At 69.4% G+C, this 15,454-nt stretch carries 11 protein-coding genes; 5 read left to right on the forward strand and 6 right to left on the reverse strand.

Features of this window, described 5'->3' with window-relative positions; translation table 11 throughout:
- Positions 1–283: 283 nt before the first annotated feature.
- The 4 genes from AB0C82_RS24905 to AB0C82_RS24920 all read left to right on the forward strand — a co-directional run bounded on the left by AB0C82_RS24905 (position 284) and on the right by AB0C82_RS24920 (position 5,407).
- Positions 284–1,696 carry an extracellular solute-binding protein gene (locus tag AB0C82_RS24905; RefSeq protein WP_362845825.1) on the forward strand — a complete coding sequence of 471 codons (1,413 nt, stop codon included), beginning with the start codon at positions 284–286 and terminating at the stop codon, positions 1,694–1,696.
- A gap of 128 nt (positions 1,697–1,824) precedes the next feature.
- A complete protein-coding gene (locus AB0C82_RS24910; RefSeq protein ID WP_362845827.1) occupies positions 1,825–2,784 on the forward strand; it encodes a sugar ABC transporter permease in 960 nt (319 codons plus the stop codon).
- Positions 2,785–2,801: 17 nt separating this feature from the next.
- Positions 2,802–3,677, forward strand: coding sequence for a carbohydrate ABC transporter permease (locus tag AB0C82_RS24915; protein ID WP_362845829.1), 876 nt, complete (start codon positions 2,802–2,804; stop codon positions 3,675–3,677).
- 125 nt (positions 3,678–3,802) lie between these two features.
- Positions 3,803–5,407, forward strand: a complete 1,605-nt coding sequence (locus tag AB0C82_RS24920; RefSeq protein ID WP_362845831.1) for a glycoside hydrolase family 13 protein — start codon at positions 3,803–3,805, stop codon at positions 5,405–5,407.
- A 101-nt stretch (positions 5,408–5,508) separates the two neighbouring features.
- Here AB0C82_RS24920 and AB0C82_RS24925 read toward each other — a convergent pair whose 3' ends face one another.
- The 6 genes from AB0C82_RS24925 to AB0C82_RS24950 all read right to left on the reverse strand — a co-directional run bounded on the left by AB0C82_RS24925 (position 5,509) and on the right by AB0C82_RS24950 (position 12,528).
- Positions 5,509–6,570, reverse strand: coding sequence for an aldose epimerase family protein (locus AB0C82_RS24925; RefSeq protein WP_362845833.1), 1,062 nt, complete (start codon positions 6,568–6,570; stop codon positions 5,509–5,511).
- The gene (locus AB0C82_RS24930) at positions 6,570–7,607 is read right to left on the reverse strand and encodes a LacI family DNA-binding transcriptional regulator (protein ID WP_362845835.1); all 1,038 of its coding nucleotides are present in this window, start codon (positions 7,605–7,607) and stop codon (positions 6,570–6,572) included. Before AB0C82_RS24930 ends, AB0C82_RS24925 begins: the two co-directional genes overlap by 1 nt.
- A gap of 60 nt (positions 7,608–7,667) precedes the next feature.
- Entirely contained in the window at positions 7,668–8,744 is a 1,077-nt protein-coding gene (locus AB0C82_RS24935; protein ID WP_362845837.1) for an ABC transporter permease, read from the reverse strand.
- Positions 8,741–9,739, reverse strand: a complete 999-nt coding sequence (locus AB0C82_RS24940; protein ID WP_362845839.1) for an ABC transporter permease — start codon at positions 9,737–9,739, stop codon at positions 8,741–8,743. The genes AB0C82_RS24935 and AB0C82_RS24940 overlap by 4 nt, the downstream gene beginning before the upstream one ends.
- Positions 9,736–11,343, reverse strand: coding sequence for a sugar ABC transporter ATP-binding protein (locus AB0C82_RS24945; RefSeq protein ID WP_362845841.1), 1,608 nt, complete (start codon positions 11,341–11,343; stop codon positions 9,736–9,738). The genes AB0C82_RS24940 and AB0C82_RS24945 overlap by 4 nt, the downstream gene beginning before the upstream one ends.
- A gap of 99 nt (positions 11,344–11,442) precedes the next feature.
- Positions 11,443–12,528: an ABC transporter substrate-binding protein gene (locus AB0C82_RS24950; RefSeq protein ID WP_362845843.1), complete on the reverse strand. Its 1,086-nt coding sequence runs from the start codon at positions 12,526–12,528 to the stop codon at positions 11,443–11,445.
- Between the two features lie 472 nt (positions 12,529–13,000).
- On the opposite strand from AB0C82_RS24950, the gene AB0C82_RS24955 reads away from it, so the two are divergent.
- The gene (locus tag AB0C82_RS24955; RefSeq protein WP_362845845.1) at positions 13,001–15,445 is read left to right on the forward strand and encodes a beta-L-arabinofuranosidase domain-containing protein; all 2,445 of its coding nucleotides are present in this window, start codon (positions 13,001–13,003) and stop codon (positions 15,443–15,445) included.
- Positions 15,446–15,454 lie beyond the last annotated feature (9 nt).

Raw genomic sequence — 15,454 nt, forward strand, 5'->3', positions numbered from 1 at the left:
CGCGCCAGAAGGGGTCCTGCTGGACCCTGCGTCCCGACACGCGACTCGACACCCCTTCCGCTTGCGATCAGCGGCATCAGGGGCCCGGGTAAGCCGTAGCCCGCGTACGGGAAGCGCATCACCCGGACTCCCCGAACACGACTCAACCTCACGCCTCTGTCACAGATTTACGAAATGAACGCGAGATATTGCGTTCACTTGTTCGTGGTGGTTGAGTGTGCCGCGCCCCACAACGCACCGGCGGTGGGGCGACTCCGACGTACATGCCCGAAGGGGACCACTCATGAGAACTGCTCGGTTCCGCCGTACCCGCCGCGCCAGCACGGCCGTTCTTGTCTCCGCGCTCACACTCTCAGCGCTCGCCGCCTGCGGAACGAGCAGCAGCGACGACAGCGACGGGTCCGAGCCCGTCGGCTCCTCCGACCCGGCCACGCCGCTGGACCCCAAGGCCAAGGTGACGCTCACCATCGACTGCATGCCTCCCGCGGCGAAGCAGGCCGAGCTCAAGGAGTGGAAGGAGGACGTCGCCGAGTTCAACAAGACGTACCCGAACGTCAGGATCGAGGGACGCTCCACCCCCGGGCAGTGCCTGGAGCCGCCGCGCTTCACCGCGATGCTGAAGGCCAAGTCCCAGCCGGACGTCTTCTACACCTACTTCACCGACCTGCCGCAGGTGCTCGACAACGACGGGGCCTCCGACATCACCGCCTACGTCAACGACAAGTCCGTGCCCGCCCTGTCGGACATCGACCCCGACGTCCTGAACTCGCTCAAGGCGGACGGCAAGCTCTACGGGCTGCCGACCAGCAACTACACCATGGGGCTGCTGATCAACCGCAAGCTCTTCAAGGACGCCGGACTCGACCCCGACAGCCCGCCGCGCACGTGGGCAGAGGTCCGCACCGCCGCCAAGAAGATCGCCGGGCTCGGCAAGGGCGTTTCCGGCTTCGGGGAGTACAGCGCCAAGAACACCGGCGGCTGGCACTTCACCGCCCAGATGTACAGCCTCGGCGGGGACGTGGTCGACGCGAGCGGCAAGAAGGCCGCGTTCAACAACGAGGTGGGCAAGCAGGTCGTCGAGAACCTCCGCGCGATGCGCTGGGAGGACGACAGCATGGGCAAGACCCAACTGCTGGCCTGGGGCGACCTGCAGAAGCAGATAGCCACCGACAAGCTGGGCATGTTCCTGGCAGCGCCCGACGACATCGCGTACATGGTCCAGCAACTGGGCGCGAAGTACGAGAACTTCGGGATGGGCCCGATCCCGGGCGAGAAGAGCACCCTCGCCGGCGGCAACAACTACATGGTCAAGAAGGGGATCTCCGGCGACAAGATCAAGGCCGCGGTCGCCTGGCTCAACTTCAAGAACCTCACTGTCGGCAAGGGCCAGTTCGACTGGGAGCGCACCAAGGCCGACGGCCTGCCGGTCGGCATCCCGCAGCCCAACTTCTGGCTGAACGACTCCAAGGCGAAGGACGACGCGGCCCGGATCGAGCACGCCACGATGCCGGTCGAGAACTTCAAGTCCTTCATGGACAACCCGGTCGGCGGCAAGGCCGAGCCCCCGAAGGCCCAGGAGGTCTACAAGGTCCTGGACAACGTGATGTCCGGAGTCCTGACCAACGAGGACGCCGACGTGGACAAGCTGCTCGCCGCCGCCGAGGCGCAGGTCAACCAGGTCCTGGCGAACCAGTAGCGGTACCGGCGGGGGCGGGCCCGGCCGCCCGCCCCCGCCATGAGCGCCCTCTCCCCGGCAGACGGCGCACACAGCCCTCGGCCGGCACCGCGGACCGAAACCCGGCAGACCAGTACCAAGGAGCGACGATGTCGGCCCCCAGCCTGATCCCGAGCAAGGCGGACACCAGCCGTCACGCACCGCCTCGCGCGGCCGGCTCAGGGCCGCCCGGCGGCCACTTCACCAGGAGCCTGCGACGCAATCTCACCGCTCACGGCTTCCTGATCGGCGCGGTCATCTGCTTCGCGCTGTTCTCCTGGTATCCGATGATCAGAGAGTTCTTCCTGGCGTTCCAGAAGACCGACGACGGACAGACCACCTGGGTCGGCCTCGACAACCTCACCACCGTGTTCAACGACCCGGCCTTCTGGCAGGCCTGGCGCAACACCCTGCTGTTCACCCTTCTGGCACTGGTCTTCGGGTTCGCCGTCCCCTTCGTCGTCGCCGTCGTCATCAACGAGTTCCACCATGCCCAGGGCTACCTCCGGCTCCTGGTCTACCTCCCGGTGATGCTGCCGCCGGTCGCATCGGTCCTGCTCTTCAAATACCTCTACGACCCCGGCTACGGCCTCCTCAACGAGCTGTTCCGCTTCGTCGGCCTGCCGGAACAGCAATGGCTCCAGGACCCCGACATCTCGATGCTCTCGGTCGTCATCGCCTCCACCTGGATGAACATGGGAGGCGCCACGCTGATCTATCTGGCGGCGCTGCAGGGGATACCCGGCGAGCTGTACGAGGCCGCCGAGCTGGACGGCGCAGGACTGTTCCGCAAGATCTGGCACATCACCGTCCCGCAGACCAGGCTCATCCTGTCGCTGATGCTGCTCATGCAGATCATCGCGACCATGCAGGTCTTCGTGGAGCCCTTCCTGCTCACCGGGGGCGCCGGCCCCGAGGGCTCGACCACCACGGTCGTCTACCTGATCTACCAGTACGCCTTCAACTTCAACAACTACGGTGCCGCGGCGGCACTCGGCCTGCTCCTGCTCGTGATCCTGGCCGGGTTCTCGGCCGCGTACGCGAAGCTCAGCCGCGCCGACGACGAGTAGGACCGGGGAGACCAACGATGTCCACACGCACGCTCATTTCGCCGGCGCAACTGGCCAGGCCGCGCGGCAAGGCCCTCTACTGGGTGACGTTCGCCGTCGTCGTCGGCGGCTTCACGCTGATGTTCCTCGGTCCGCTGTACTGGCTGATCTCCAGCGGGTTCAAGGACGCCCAGGAGGTCATCCAGACCCCTCCGACGCTCGTCCCGGGTTCGTTCGAGCCGGACAACTACACCCGGGCGTGGGAGGTCATGGACCTGGCGACCCTGCTGTTCAACACCCTGTACTACGCCTTCGGCGCCCTCGCCTTCCAGCTGATCTTCGACGTCGCCGCGGCCTACTCCCTTTCCAAGCTCCGGCCCGTGCTGGGCAAGGCCATCCTCGGCATGATGCTGGCGACGCTCATGATCCCGGCGACGGTGCTCGTCGTGCCGCAGTACCTGACGGTCCTCGACGTACCGTTCATCGAGCGCAACCTGCTGAACACACCCTGGGCGATCTGGCTGCCGTCGGTGACCAACGCATTCAACATCTTCCTGCTGAAGCGGTTCTTCGACTCGATACCCAAGGAACTGCTGGACGCCGCGTCGATGGACGGTGCCAGTCCCCTGCGCACCCTGTGGTCCATCGTGCTGCCGGTCTCCCGCCCCATCCTCGGTGTGGTGTCGATCTTCGCGGTCGTCGGCGTGTGGAAGGACTTCCTCTGGCCCATGCTCACCCTGCCCGACCCCTCGATGCAGACCTTGAACGTCGGCATCTACTCACTCTCCAACGGGGTTCCGGTGAACGTGCTGATCGCGGCGCTCACGATCGCCTCGGTTCCCACCCTCCTCATCTTCCTGATCTTCCAGCGCAACATCATGAGCGGTCTCACCGCCGGTGGGCTGAAGGGCTGAGTCCCTGCGGGCCCGGCCCGCACCCGTCCGGCCACCGCGCTCACCCACGTCCTCGCCGCAGGTCCGGCCGACTCCCCGTCGGCCGTGCCGCGGTGAAGACCCACCCTGCCCGAAAGGACGCTCACGTGGCAGCCCCGCATTCGATTCCCACCGAAGACTGGTGGCGCGACGCCGTCATCTACCAGGTGTACCCACGCAGCTTTGCCGACGGTGACGGCGACGGCACCGGGGACCTCGCCGGCGTCCGGGCGAGACTGCCCTACCTAGCGGAACTGGGCGTCGACGCGGTCTGGTTCACCCCCTGGTACGTCTCCCCGCTCGTCGACGGCGGTTACGACGTGGCCGACTACCGCACCATCGACCCCGCCTTCGGCACCCTGGGCGACGCCGAGAAGCTGATCGCCGAGGCCCGCGAACTCGGCATCCGCACCATCGTCGACATCGTGCCCAACCACGTGTCCGACCAGCACGCCTGGTTCCGGGCGGCACTGGCCGCCGCCCCCGGCAGCCCCGAACGCGAGTTGTTCCACTTCCGTCCCGGTCGCGGCCGGAACGGCGAGCTGCCGCCCAACGACTGGCCGTCGCAGTTCTCCGGGGCGACCTGGACCCGTGTCCCCGACGGGGAGTGGTACCTGCACCTGTTCACCCCCGAGCAGCCCGACCTCAACTGGGCCCACCCCCTGGTCCGCCAGGAGCACGAGGACGTGCTGCGCTTCTGGTTCGAACGCGGGGTGTCAGGCGTGCGCATCGACTCCGCCGCGCTACTCGCCAAGGACCCGGCGCTGCCGGACTTCGTGGAAGGCGTCGACCCGCACCCCTACATCGACCTCGACGAGCTCCACGACGTCTACCGGTCGTGGCGGGCCGTCGCCGACGAGTACGAGGGTGTGTTCGTGGGCGAGGTGTGGCTCCCCGACGCCGAACGCTTCGCCCGCTACCTGCGACCGGACGAGCTCCACACGGCGTTCAACTTCAGCTTCCTGGCGTGCCCGTGGGACGCTGGGCGGCTGCGCCGGTCCATCGACGGCACCCTCGCCGAACACGCACCCGTAGGCGCGCCGGCCACCTGGGTGCTGTGCAACCACGACGTGACCCGCACCGTGACCCGTTACGGCCGCCAGGACACCGGCTTCGACTTCGCCACCAAGGCGTTCGGTACGCCCACGGACCTGGCCGTCGGCACCCGCCGGGCACGGGCCGCCGCCCTGCTGAGCCTCGCGCTGCCCGGTTCGGCGTACATCTATCAGGGTGAGGAGCTCGGCCTCCCCGAGGCGGACATCCCCCTCGACCGGATCCAGGACCCGATGCACTTCCGGTCCGAGGGTGCGGACCCCGGCCGCGACGGCTGCCGGGTGCCCATGCCCTGGAGCGCCGACGCCCCCTACAGCGGCTTCGGCTCGTCCCAGGAACCGTGGCTCCCGCAGCCCGTCGGCTGGGCCTCGTACGCCGCCGACCTGCAGGCAGCCGACCCTGGCTCCATGCTCACCCTGTACCGCCGGGCGCTGCGGCTGCGCCGGGAGACGCCGGGGCTGGGCGACGGCCCCCTGACCTGGCTCGCCGCCCCCGACGGTGTCCTCGCCTTCGCCCGCGCCGAGGGCGTGGTGTGTCTGACCAACCTCTCGGAGACGGCCGTGGAGCTGCCCGCCCACACCGCTGTCCTGCTGGCCAGCGGCCCTCTGACCGCGGACGGCGAGCTGCCCGTGGACACCGCGGTGTGGCTGCGCACCTGACATCGCGGCCGCACCACGGGAGCGGAGCCCCCGTGTCCGGACCGAACTCCTGGTCCGTACACGGGGGCTCCGTCTGTCCTGGTCCACCCGGATCGGTTCGATCAGGCTCCCAGGTGGGGGAAGCGCAGTTCGGTACGGCTGCGGGCGGTGCGGCCGGGGCGCAGTACGGTGCTGGGGAGCTCGGGGCGGTTGGGTGAATCGGGCAGGTGCTGGGTCTCCAGGCAGACCGATCCGTGCCGTTCGTGGCGGCGGCCGGTGGCGTCGGTGAAGGAGCCGTCGAGCTGGTTGGCGGTGTAGACCTGGATGCCCGGTTCCGTCGTCCACACCTCCAGGACGCGGGCCTCGCCCGGGGCGGTGAGCCGGGCGGCGCGGCGCAGGCCGCCGGTGTCCCGGAGTACCCAGCTGTGGTCGAACCCGCCGGCGGCGCGCAGCTGTTCGTCGTTCTGAACGAGCTGGACCCGCAGGACGCGGGGCACGGTGAGGTCGAAGGGGGTCCCCCGGACCTCGGCCGGAGGGCCCTGCGGGATGCCGTCGCCGTCCACCGGCACGTAGCTGTCGGCGTCGACCTGAAGGCGGTGCCCGAGGACGTCGTCGTGGCCCGCCAGGTCGAAGTAGGCGTGGTTGGTGAGGTTGACGACGGTCGGCCGGTCGCTGACGGCCGTGTAGTCGATGGCGAGGGTCCCTGTCGCGTCGAGCGTGTACGTGACCGTGCAGTCCAGCGCCCCGGGGAAGCCCATGTCGCCGTCCGGGCTGTGCAGGGCGAGCCGTACGGACGCGGTGTCGTCCGTACTGTCCGCGCTCGCGTCCCAGACCTTGGTGTGGAAGCCCTCGGGGCCGCCGTGCAGGGCGTGGCCGCGGTCGTTGGCGGGGATGTGGTGCGTGGTCCCGTCGAGGGTGAACCGGCCGTGTGCGATGCGGTTGGCGTAGCGTCCGACGACGGCGCCGAAGTACGGGTGCTTGGCCGTGTAGTCGTCGACCGTCGCCAGAGAGCGGACGACCGAGGCGGTGGCGCCCGTGGTGTCGGGCACGGTGAGGCGGTGCAGCGAGGCGCCGTAGGTCAGTACCTCGGCCCGGACTCCCGTACCGCAGTCGAGGGTCCACAGGTGGACCGGTGTGCCGCCGATGGATCCGAAGGGGGTGCGGTGTGCGGTGGGGTGCGGCATCAGAGGTCCTCGGGACGGGCATCGTCAGGCGCCGGAGTGGTGGATTCCCGGACGATGAGGCGGTATCCGGGACGCGGCCTGCGTGGCTCGGCCACCGGTTTGCCAGACAGACGTTCGACGAGGCTGTCGACGGCCAGGCGGGCGATGGCTTCCTTGTCCGGGGCGATGGTGGTGAGCGTCGTGGCGCCGTAGTTGCTCTCCTCGATGTCGTCGAAGCCGACCACGGCGATGTCGGCCGGGATGCGCAGCCCCCGTGCCGTGATGGTCCGCATCGCGCCGATGGCGATCAGGTCGTTGTACGCGAACACGGCGTCGGGCCGCTCGCCCCGGTCCAGGAGGGCCGCCATGCCGACCGCGCCGTCCTCGCGGCCGTAACCGTCGGTGACCACGATCAGGTTCTCGTCCGGGGTGATCCCGGATGCGGTGAGTTCCTCGCGCCAGCCCCGCAGCCGCAGGTGTGCGGGCTGGCGTTCGCGGCCGGTGCGCGATCCGAGGAAGGCGATCCTGCGGTGGCCGTGGTCGACGAGATGGCGTACGGCGTCGCGGGCGGCTGCCACGTTGTCGATGGCGATGTGGTCGTACGGGGCCTCGTACTCGCGTTCGCCGAGCAGGACCAGCGGCGCCGTCTCGGTGCGCGCCATGAGGTCCTCGGTCTCCAGGTGGATGGGGCTGAGGATGAGGCCGTCGATCACGTGGGACCGGAAGCCCTGGCTGACGAGCAGCTCGTTCTCCCGCAGGCCCGCGGTGTGGTCGACCAGGACGGTGTAGTCGTGCCGGGCGGCCGCGTCGACGACCGCTCCGGCGAGCTCGGCGAAGTACGGGTTGCCGAATTCGGGGACCGCGAGCGCGATGATGCCGGTGCGGCCTTTGCGCAGGTGGCGAGCGGTGAGGTTCGGCCGGTAGCCGAGCTCGTCGATCGCCTGCTGCACCTTGGCGCGCATGGCGGGTGTGACGTGCTGATAGTTGTTCACCACGTTCGACACGGTCTTGATGGACACGCCCGCCCGTTGCGCAACGTCCTTGAGGCTGACGCCCACGGCACTCCTTGGCTCGACTCGGCACTTCTGCTCGGTGGCTCGACGCGGCTGGTTTCGCGGTCAGGTACTTCTGCGACTGCGCGCCAGGTAACGCTGGGCCACCACGACAACGATAAGGAAACCCCCGCTGACCACCGACTGGTACGAGGAGTTGAGCGAGCCGATCTGGTTGATCAGGTTCTGGATGACGGCGAGCAGGAGGACGCCCCAGAGGGTGCCGCTGATCGAGCCCGCGCCGCCGATGAGCAGGGTGCCGCCGATGACGACGGCGGAGATGGCGTCGAGCTCCATGCCTACGCCGACGATCGTGACGCCGGAGGACAGCCTCGCCGCGTTGAGTGCGCCGGCGAGCCCGGCCAGCAGGCCGCTGAGCGTGTAGACGAGGATTTTGGTGCGGGCGACGGGGAGGCCCATCAGGGTGGCCGCGTCGCTGCTGCCGCCGACGGCGAAGAGGGTCTGTCCGAAGGAGGTGCGCTGCAGGACGATGCCGCCGGCCCCGAACAGGACCAGGGCGATGAGGATCGGGTAGCCGAATCCCCACACGCTTCCCTGGCCCAGCTCGCCGAAGGCGGAGTCCTTGGGCACCAGGTGGGTCGTGGCGCCCTCGTCGGTGAGGGCGAGCAGCAGGCCGCGGGCTCCCAGCAGCGTAGCGAGCGTGACGATGAAGGGAGCCAGGTTCCCCCGGGCGATCAGGAACCCGTTGAGCAGGCCGATCGCCCCGCACACGGCGAGGGGGACGAGCAGTGCGGCGAGGAAGCCGTACTGCGAGGCCCAGGCGGCGAGTACTCCGCCCAGGGCGAAGACCGATCCGACGGACAGGTCGATGCCACCGGTGATGATGACCATGGTCATGCCGAGAGCGACCACGGCGAGGAACGACGCCTGGATGGTCACGCCGCGTGCGTTGTCCAGGGAGGCGAAGGTCGGGTAGACGAAGGACGCGGCGATCACCACGGTCAGCAGGACCGCGAGCACGCCCTGCCGCTGGAGGAGTTCGGCCGCACGCTGCCGGCCCGTGGGCCCGCCGGCGTCGGCGGGGCGGGGCGGTGACGTCTTCCGCGGCGCCGGCGTCGGCGCGGGTGCGGGGACGGTCGGTGCGGCTGTGGCTCCGGTGGGTGCGGGTGTGGTTTCGTTCATCGGGACCGACGCTCCCGTGCGACGTAGACGGCGGCGATGATGATGGCCGCCTGGGCGATCTGTGCGGTGGAGTCGGGCAGGTCGTGCTTGACGAGCGTGGCTCGCAGGAGCTGCATGAGCAGGGCGCCCGCCACGGTGCCGAGAACACGGACGGAGCCGCCGTTCAGGGGTGTGCCGCCGACCACTACGGCTGTGATGGCGGAGAGTTCCATGAGCGTGCCGAGCGAGGACGGGTCGCTCGCGGTGAGCCGGGCGGTGGCGAGGATGCCGGCGAGGGCGGCGAGCACCCCGCAGAGCACGTACACGCCGATGAGGACGCGCTTGACGGGCAGGCCCGCGAGTGCGGCGGCGGAGCGGTTCCCGCCGACCGCGACGATCTGCCGGCCGAAGGTGGTGCGCTGCACCAGGAAGGCCACCGCGACGGCGAGCACCGCGGCGATCAGTACGACGAGCGGGATGCCGAGGAAGGATCCGGTTCCCAGCGCCAGCAGGTCGGGGTTGACGATCTGCTTGAGCTGGCCGTCGGCCATGACCAGGGCCAGTCCGCGGCCGCCGACGAAGAGGGCGAGCGTCGCGACGATGGGCTGCAGTCCGATGAGGGAGACCAGGCTCCCGTTCACGGCACCGACGACCGCGCCCGCCAGGAGCGAGACGACGAGCGCGGGTACCAGCCCGTAGCCGAGGTAGAGCGGGAGAAAGGCGGCGGCGAGCGCCATCGTCGAGCCGACCGACAGGTCGACGCCCTCGGTGCCGATGACCAGGGCCATGCCCAGCGCGACGATCACGATGGGGGCGACCTGGACCAGCTGGGTACGGAAGTTGTCGGCGGTCATGAAGTGGTCGGTGAACAGCGCGTTGAAGAGCAGTACCACGCCCACGGCGACGTACACGCCGTACTCCTGGTACCAGGCGGGGTCACGCAGCCGGACCAGCGGCGAGGTGGCCCGGCCGGGCGGTGCGGGCTTCGTGGGTGGCTGGACGGCGGTCGAGGTCATCGGGGGTCCTCCTGAGCGGCCGGGTCCTCGGCCTCCGGTGCCGGTGCGTGGTCGGCGAGCACTTCGAGCAGCCGGTCCTCGGCCACGTCGTCGCCCGCCAGTTCGCCGGCGACGGCTCCGCCGCGCAGGACGACGATCCGGTCGGCGCCCTCGATGAGTTCCTCGATGTCGGAGGAGATGAGCAGGACGGCCAGTCCCTCACGGGCGAGGTCGTCGATGAGGCTCTGGACCTCGGCCTTCGCGCCGACGTCGATGCCACGGGTGGGTTCGTCGAGCAGCAGGACCTTGGGTTCCAGGCAGAGCCAGCGGGCCAGGAGGACCTTCTGCTGGTTGCCGCCGGAGAGTTCTCCGACCTTCTGTTCGGGGCTCGACGCCTTGATCCGCAGACGCTTCATGAAGATGTCGACGATCCGGTCCTGCCTGGCGCGGGAGACGACTCCGGCGCGGGACAGGCGCGGCATGGCCGCCAGCACGATGTTCTCCCGGACCGACAGGCCGGGAACGATTCCCTCGGCCTTGCGGTCCTCCGGCAGCAGGCTGATGCCGGCCCGGATGGCGGCGGCCGGGGTGAGCCGCTTCAACGGCGCCCCGTCCACGGTGAGTTGACCGGCGTCCAGCGGCAGGGCGCCGGACAGGGCCTTGGCCGTCTCGCTTCGGCCCGAGCCGAGGAGGCCGCCGAGGCCGAGCACCTCACCGGCGTACAGCGAGACGGATACGTCATGGAGCCGGAGTCGGCTGGTGAGACCTGTGGCCGTCAGTACAGGGGTACGGGCCGCCTCGTGGCCCTCGGCCGCGAAGTTGGTGACACCGGCACGGCGGACCTCGGCCAGATCGCGGCCGAGCATCATCGACACGAGCTGCATCCTGTCGAGGCCGGCGAGGTCGCCTGTGTGGATGTGGCGGCCGTCGCGCAGGACGGTGACGCGGTCGCAGATCCGGTAGAGCTCGTCCATGCGGTGGCTGACGTAGAGCACGGCGATGCCTTGGCGGCGCAGGTCCTCGATGACGCGGAAGAGGGTCTCCACCTCCCGTGGTTCGAGTGAGGACGTGGGCTCGTCCATGACGACGACCTGGGCGTTGACCGAGACGGCCCGTGCCAGGGCGACCATCTGCTGGGTGCCGATCCCCAGGGTGTGCAGCGGTCGGCGGGGGTCGACGCGTACGCCGAAGCCGTCGAGCAGTGCGGCGGTCTCGCGGTGCATCCGCGAGAAGTCGATGAGGCCGAAACGGTTGCGGGGTTCGCGGCCCAGGAAGATGTTGCGCGCCACGCTCATGAGCGGGACGAGGTTGACCTCCTGGTAGATCGTGGAGATCCCGGCCTGCTGCGCTTCGAACGGCCGGGCGAACCGGACCTGCTCGCCCGCCAGCCGCAGCTCTCCGCCGTCGGGCCGGTACACGCCGGTCAGCACCTTGATGAGGGTGGACTTGCCCGCGCCGTTCTCCCCGACCAGGGCGTGGGTCTCGCCGGCCCGCAGGGAGAAGGAGACGTCGTCGAGAGCGACGACACCGGGGAACTTCTTACTCACCGAGCGGGCTTCGAGCACGGCGGGAGCGGCGTCCGCGGCCGCCTCCGGTGCCTGAGGTACTGCTTCGGGTGGTGCCATGGGTGGTCGTGGCCTTCCGCTGTTCCAAGAGTGTGGGCCCAAGGGCCGCCGCGGTGTCGTCTGCGCCGCGGCGGCCGGGCCGTCGGTGTCCGGCGCGGATCAGTACGCCCCGCCGAGCGAGTCCTTGGCGTTGGTCTCGTCGTACGCGCGGTCGCTGATGATGACGTTCTCGGGGATCTCCTCGCCGCCGTAGAACTTCTGGGCGGTCGCGAAGGCCAGCGGTCCGAAGCGCGGGTTGGACTCGATCACGGCGTTGTACTCGCCGTTGACCAGGGCCTGTACGGCGTTGCGGGTACCGTCGATCGAGACGATCTTCACGTCCTTGCCTGGCTTCTTGCCGGCCGCCTTCAGCGCGGTGACGGCGCCCAGGCCCATCTCGTCGTTCTCCGCGTAGACGGCGGTGATGTCCGGCTTGGACTGGATGAGCTGCTCCATGACCTGCTGGCCCTTGTCGCGGGCGAACTCGCCGGTCTGCTGGGCGACGATCTCTATGCCGGGGGCCTTGGCCTCGATCTGGTCGACGAAGCCCTTGGTGCGGTCGGTGGTCACGTTGTTGCCGGAGGCGCCGAGGAGGATGGCGACCTTGGCCTTGCCACCGGTGGCCTTGATCATCGCGTCGGCGGCACGCTTGCCCTGCTCGACGAAGTCGGAGCCGAGGAAGGCCACGTAGTCCTCGCACGCCGTGGAGTTGACCTTGCGGTCGATGGTGAGGACTGGCACCTTCTTCGCCGCGGCGGCCTTGAGCGCGGGCTCCACGCCGTCGGAGTTGAGCGGGGCGACGATGAGGAACTGGGCGCCCTGGGAAAGCATGTCCTGGATGTCGCTGATCTGCTTCGACAGCTGCGACTGCGCGTTGGTGGTGAGCAGCTTCTTGACGCCGATCTTCTTGGCCTCGTCCTTGATGGACTGCGTCTCGGCGATACGGAAGGGGTTGGCTTCCTTCTCGGACTGGGAGAAGCCGACCACCGCGTCCTTCAGGTCGAGCTTCGGTCCGCCGTACGTCTGGAGCGAGCAGCCGCCACCGGAACTGGCCTCAGGCGTCTTGGCCGCCTGCGCTCCCTGGCTGCTGTCACCGCCGGCGGAGTCCGTGACCTCGGACTTCGAGCAGCCTGAGGCCGCCAGCGTGGCGGTTGCGGCCAGCAGGCAGGCCGCGGCGAGGGTACGGGATCGACGCTGAGTCATCATGCGCGGAACGCTCCTTGGCGGGGTGACGGCACGCCCTTCGGCGCACGGTCGGGCATGGCTGGACGACGCATCGGCCGCTGGGCGGCAGATGACACTGCATTCCTCACGACCCGCTTCCCAGCTGGGAAAACGGTGGTCGCAAGAGCCTGTGCGGCCTCTCGGCGGCTCGGTTTACAACGTTATATAGGCGGGGTGCCACCGGCGGCAAGAGAGTTGTCGTCGCGTTTCGAAAATGTGTCGCCCGGCGGTACGGACCCGGACGCGCCGCAGACGGGCCCTTAGGGCACCAGGTACTGCGCCACCCCTGGACACCTCGCTTGACCGCGTGCTGTCATACCGCCGACATCAGTTTTCCAACGTTGAAAGCAAGGGGCCGCGCCGTCGGCCCGAAAGCGGCAGCCACCTTCCTCAGGCACGGCCCGCGTGTGGGCCTCGCCCTCCCTGCCCGGCAGAGCAGAAGCGGAGCCGAACGATGTCCCTGAACCGCAGACAACTCATGGCCGGCGCCCTGGTCACCGCCGCCCCGGCCACCGCGACCGGCCGGTGGGCCACCACAGCGACCGCGGCCGGGGGCATGGCCGCGGCCGCCCGCGGCGGGCACTACGCACCCAACGCCGCTCCGCTGCACCCCACGGCGTTCCTGAAACTGCCCCCCGGCCGTGTCACCGCCCGAGGATGGCTCGCCGGTCAGCTCCGGCTCCAACTCGACGGTCTCTGCGGGCGGTACGAGGAGTTCTCGCACTTCCTCGACTTCGGCACATCCGGCTGGGTACACCCCGACCGGGGCGGCTGGGAGGAGGTCCCCTACTGGCTGCGCGGATACGCCGACCTTGCGATCGTCACCGCGGACGCGACAGCCCTGGCCGCCACGCGCCGCTGGATCGACGCAATCCTGGCCACCCAGCAGCCCGATGGATCATTCGGTCCGAAGTCCCTCCGGACCTCACTCGACGGCGGTCCCGACTTCTGGCCCTTCCTGCCCCTGCTGCAGGCGCTGCGCTCCTGGCAGGAGTACAGCGGCGACACCCGGATCATCCCCTTCCTCAGCAGGTTCTTCCGCTACATGAACGCCCAGGGCCCCGGCGCGTTCGGCACGAGCTGGATCGCACTTCGCTGGGGCGACGGACTCGACAGCGTCTTCTGGCTGTTCAACCGCACCGGCGACACGTTCCTGCTCGACCTCGCCGACACCATCCACCGGTACGGCGCCGACTGGGGCGACAACCTGGTCGACCAGCACAACGTCAACATCGCGCAGGGCTTCCGCGAGCCCGCCCAGTACTCCCTGCGCAGCGGGTCGCCGCAGGACGTACGGGACACGTACGGAACGTACGCCAAGGCCATGGAGCGCTACGGGCAGTTCCCCGGCGGCGGCTTCGCCGGGGACGAGAACGCCCGTCCCGGCCACGGTGATCCCCGGCAAGGTTTCGAGACCTGCGGAATCGTCGAGTTCATGGCGAGCCACCAGTTGCTCACCCGGATCACGGGCGATCCCCTGTGGGCCGACCGCTGCGAGGAACTGGCGTTCAACTCGCTGCCCGCCTCGCTGGACCCCTCCGCGAGAGCGGTTCACTACATCACGAGTGCGAACAGCGTCGATCTGGACAACACGCCGAAACGGGACAGGCAGTTCCAGAACGGGTTTGCGATGCAGGCGTACCTGCCGGGCGTCGACCAGTACCGCTGCTGCCCGCACAACTACGGAATGGGCTGGCCGTACTTCGTCGAGGAACTATGGCTGGCCACCCCGGACGGCGGTCTGGCCGCCGCCATGTACGCACCCTGCACGGTCACCGCCAAGGTCGCGGACGGCACGGAGGTCACCTTCACGGAGGAGACCGACTACCCGTTCACGGACACGGTGACCCTCTCCCTCACCTCTGCGAAGGCGCTGCGCTTCCCGCTGGTGCTGCGCGTACCCGCCTGGTGCTCCGCACCGGAGATCCGGGTGAACGGGCAGCGGATCACCGCCCCGGCCGGACCCGCCTTCACCCGGATCGAACGGACCTGGGCGGACGGCGACAAGGTCACCCTGCGCCTCCCGCAGCACACCTCCGTGCGCACCTGGACGGACAACCACGGCTCGGTCAGCGTCGATCACGGGCCGCTCACCTACTCCCTGCGCATCGGGGAGGCGTACGAGCGCATCGGTGGGACCGAGCAGTTCCCGGAGTACGCCGTGCACGCCACCACGCCGTGGAACTACGGCCTCGTGCTGGACGGTGACCGGCCGGCAGCATCCCTGCGCCACCGCTCCACCGGCCGCGCCGCCGACGGCAATCCCTTCACACTGGAGAACACACCGCTCGTCATGACCGCTCGCGCCCGCCGGATACCCGAGTGGACCGCCGACGACGAGCACGTGGTGGCGCCGCTCCGGCCGGGCCCGGCCGGAAGCACCGAGCCGGTCGAGACCGTCACGCTCGTCCCCATGGGCGCGGCGCGGCTGCGGATCACGTCCTTCCCGACCGTGAGCCCGGACGCGGAGCGGTGGCTCGCGGACCGCTGGTACCGGATCGGCAACCGGCACTCGGGCAAGGTGCTGGGCGTCGACCTCATGTCCACCGCGAACAGCGCCCACGTCGTCCAGTTCGACGACAACGGAACGGCCGACCACCTGTGGCGGCTCGTGGCCAACGGCGACGGCTGGTACCGCATCCGCAACCGGCACTCCGGCAAGGTGCTCGGCGTCGACCTCATGTCCACCGCGAACAGCGCCCACGTCGTCCAGTTCGACGACAACGACACCGCCGACCACCTCTGGCAGCTCGTGCCGGACGGCGAAGGCTGGTACCGCGTCCGCAACCGCAACTCCGGCAAGGTGCTCGGCGTCGACGGCATGTCCACGGCCGACAGTGCGCATGTCGTCCAGTTCGACGACAACGGCACCGCCGACCACCTCTGGCAACTCCTCTGATCCCCCGCT

The organism is Streptomyces sp. NPDC048560 (assembly GCF_040650955.1).
GTDB lineage: Bacteria > Actinomycetota > Actinomycetes > Streptomycetales > Streptomycetaceae > Streptomyces.

Coding starts and splice junctions, on each gene's coding strand:
- AB0C82_RS24905 (WP_362845825.1), top strand. CDS start 284: ATGAGAACTGCTCGGTTCCGCCGTACCCGCCGCGCCAGCACGGCCGTT.
- AB0C82_RS24910 (WP_362845827.1), top strand. CDS start 1,825: ATGTCGGCCCCCAGCCTGATCCCGAGCAAGGCGGACACCAGCCGTCAC.
- AB0C82_RS24915 (WP_362845829.1), top strand. CDS start 2,802: ATGTCCACACGCACGCTCATTTCGCCGGCGCAACTGGCCAGGCCGCGC.
- AB0C82_RS24925 (WP_362845833.1), bottom strand. CDS start 6,570: ATGCCGCACCCCACCGCACACCGCACCCCCTTCGGATCCATCGGCGGC.
- AB0C82_RS24935 (WP_362845837.1), bottom strand. CDS start 8,744: ATGAACGAAACCACACCCGCACCCACCGGAGCCACAGCCGCACCGACC.
- AB0C82_RS24940 (WP_362845839.1), bottom strand. CDS start 9,739: ATGACCTCGACCGCCGTCCAGCCACCCACGAAGCCCGCACCGCCCGGC.
- AB0C82_RS24945 (WP_362845841.1), bottom strand. CDS start 11,343: ATGGCACCACCCGAAGCAGTACCTCAGGCACCGGAGGCGGCCGCGGAC.
- AB0C82_RS24950 (WP_362845843.1), bottom strand. CDS start 12,528: ATGATGACTCAGCGTCGATCCCGTACCCTCGCCGCGGCCTGCCTGCTG.
- AB0C82_RS24955 (WP_362845845.1), top strand. CDS start 13,001: ATGTCCCTGAACCGCAGACAACTCATGGCCGGCGCCCTGGTCACCGCC.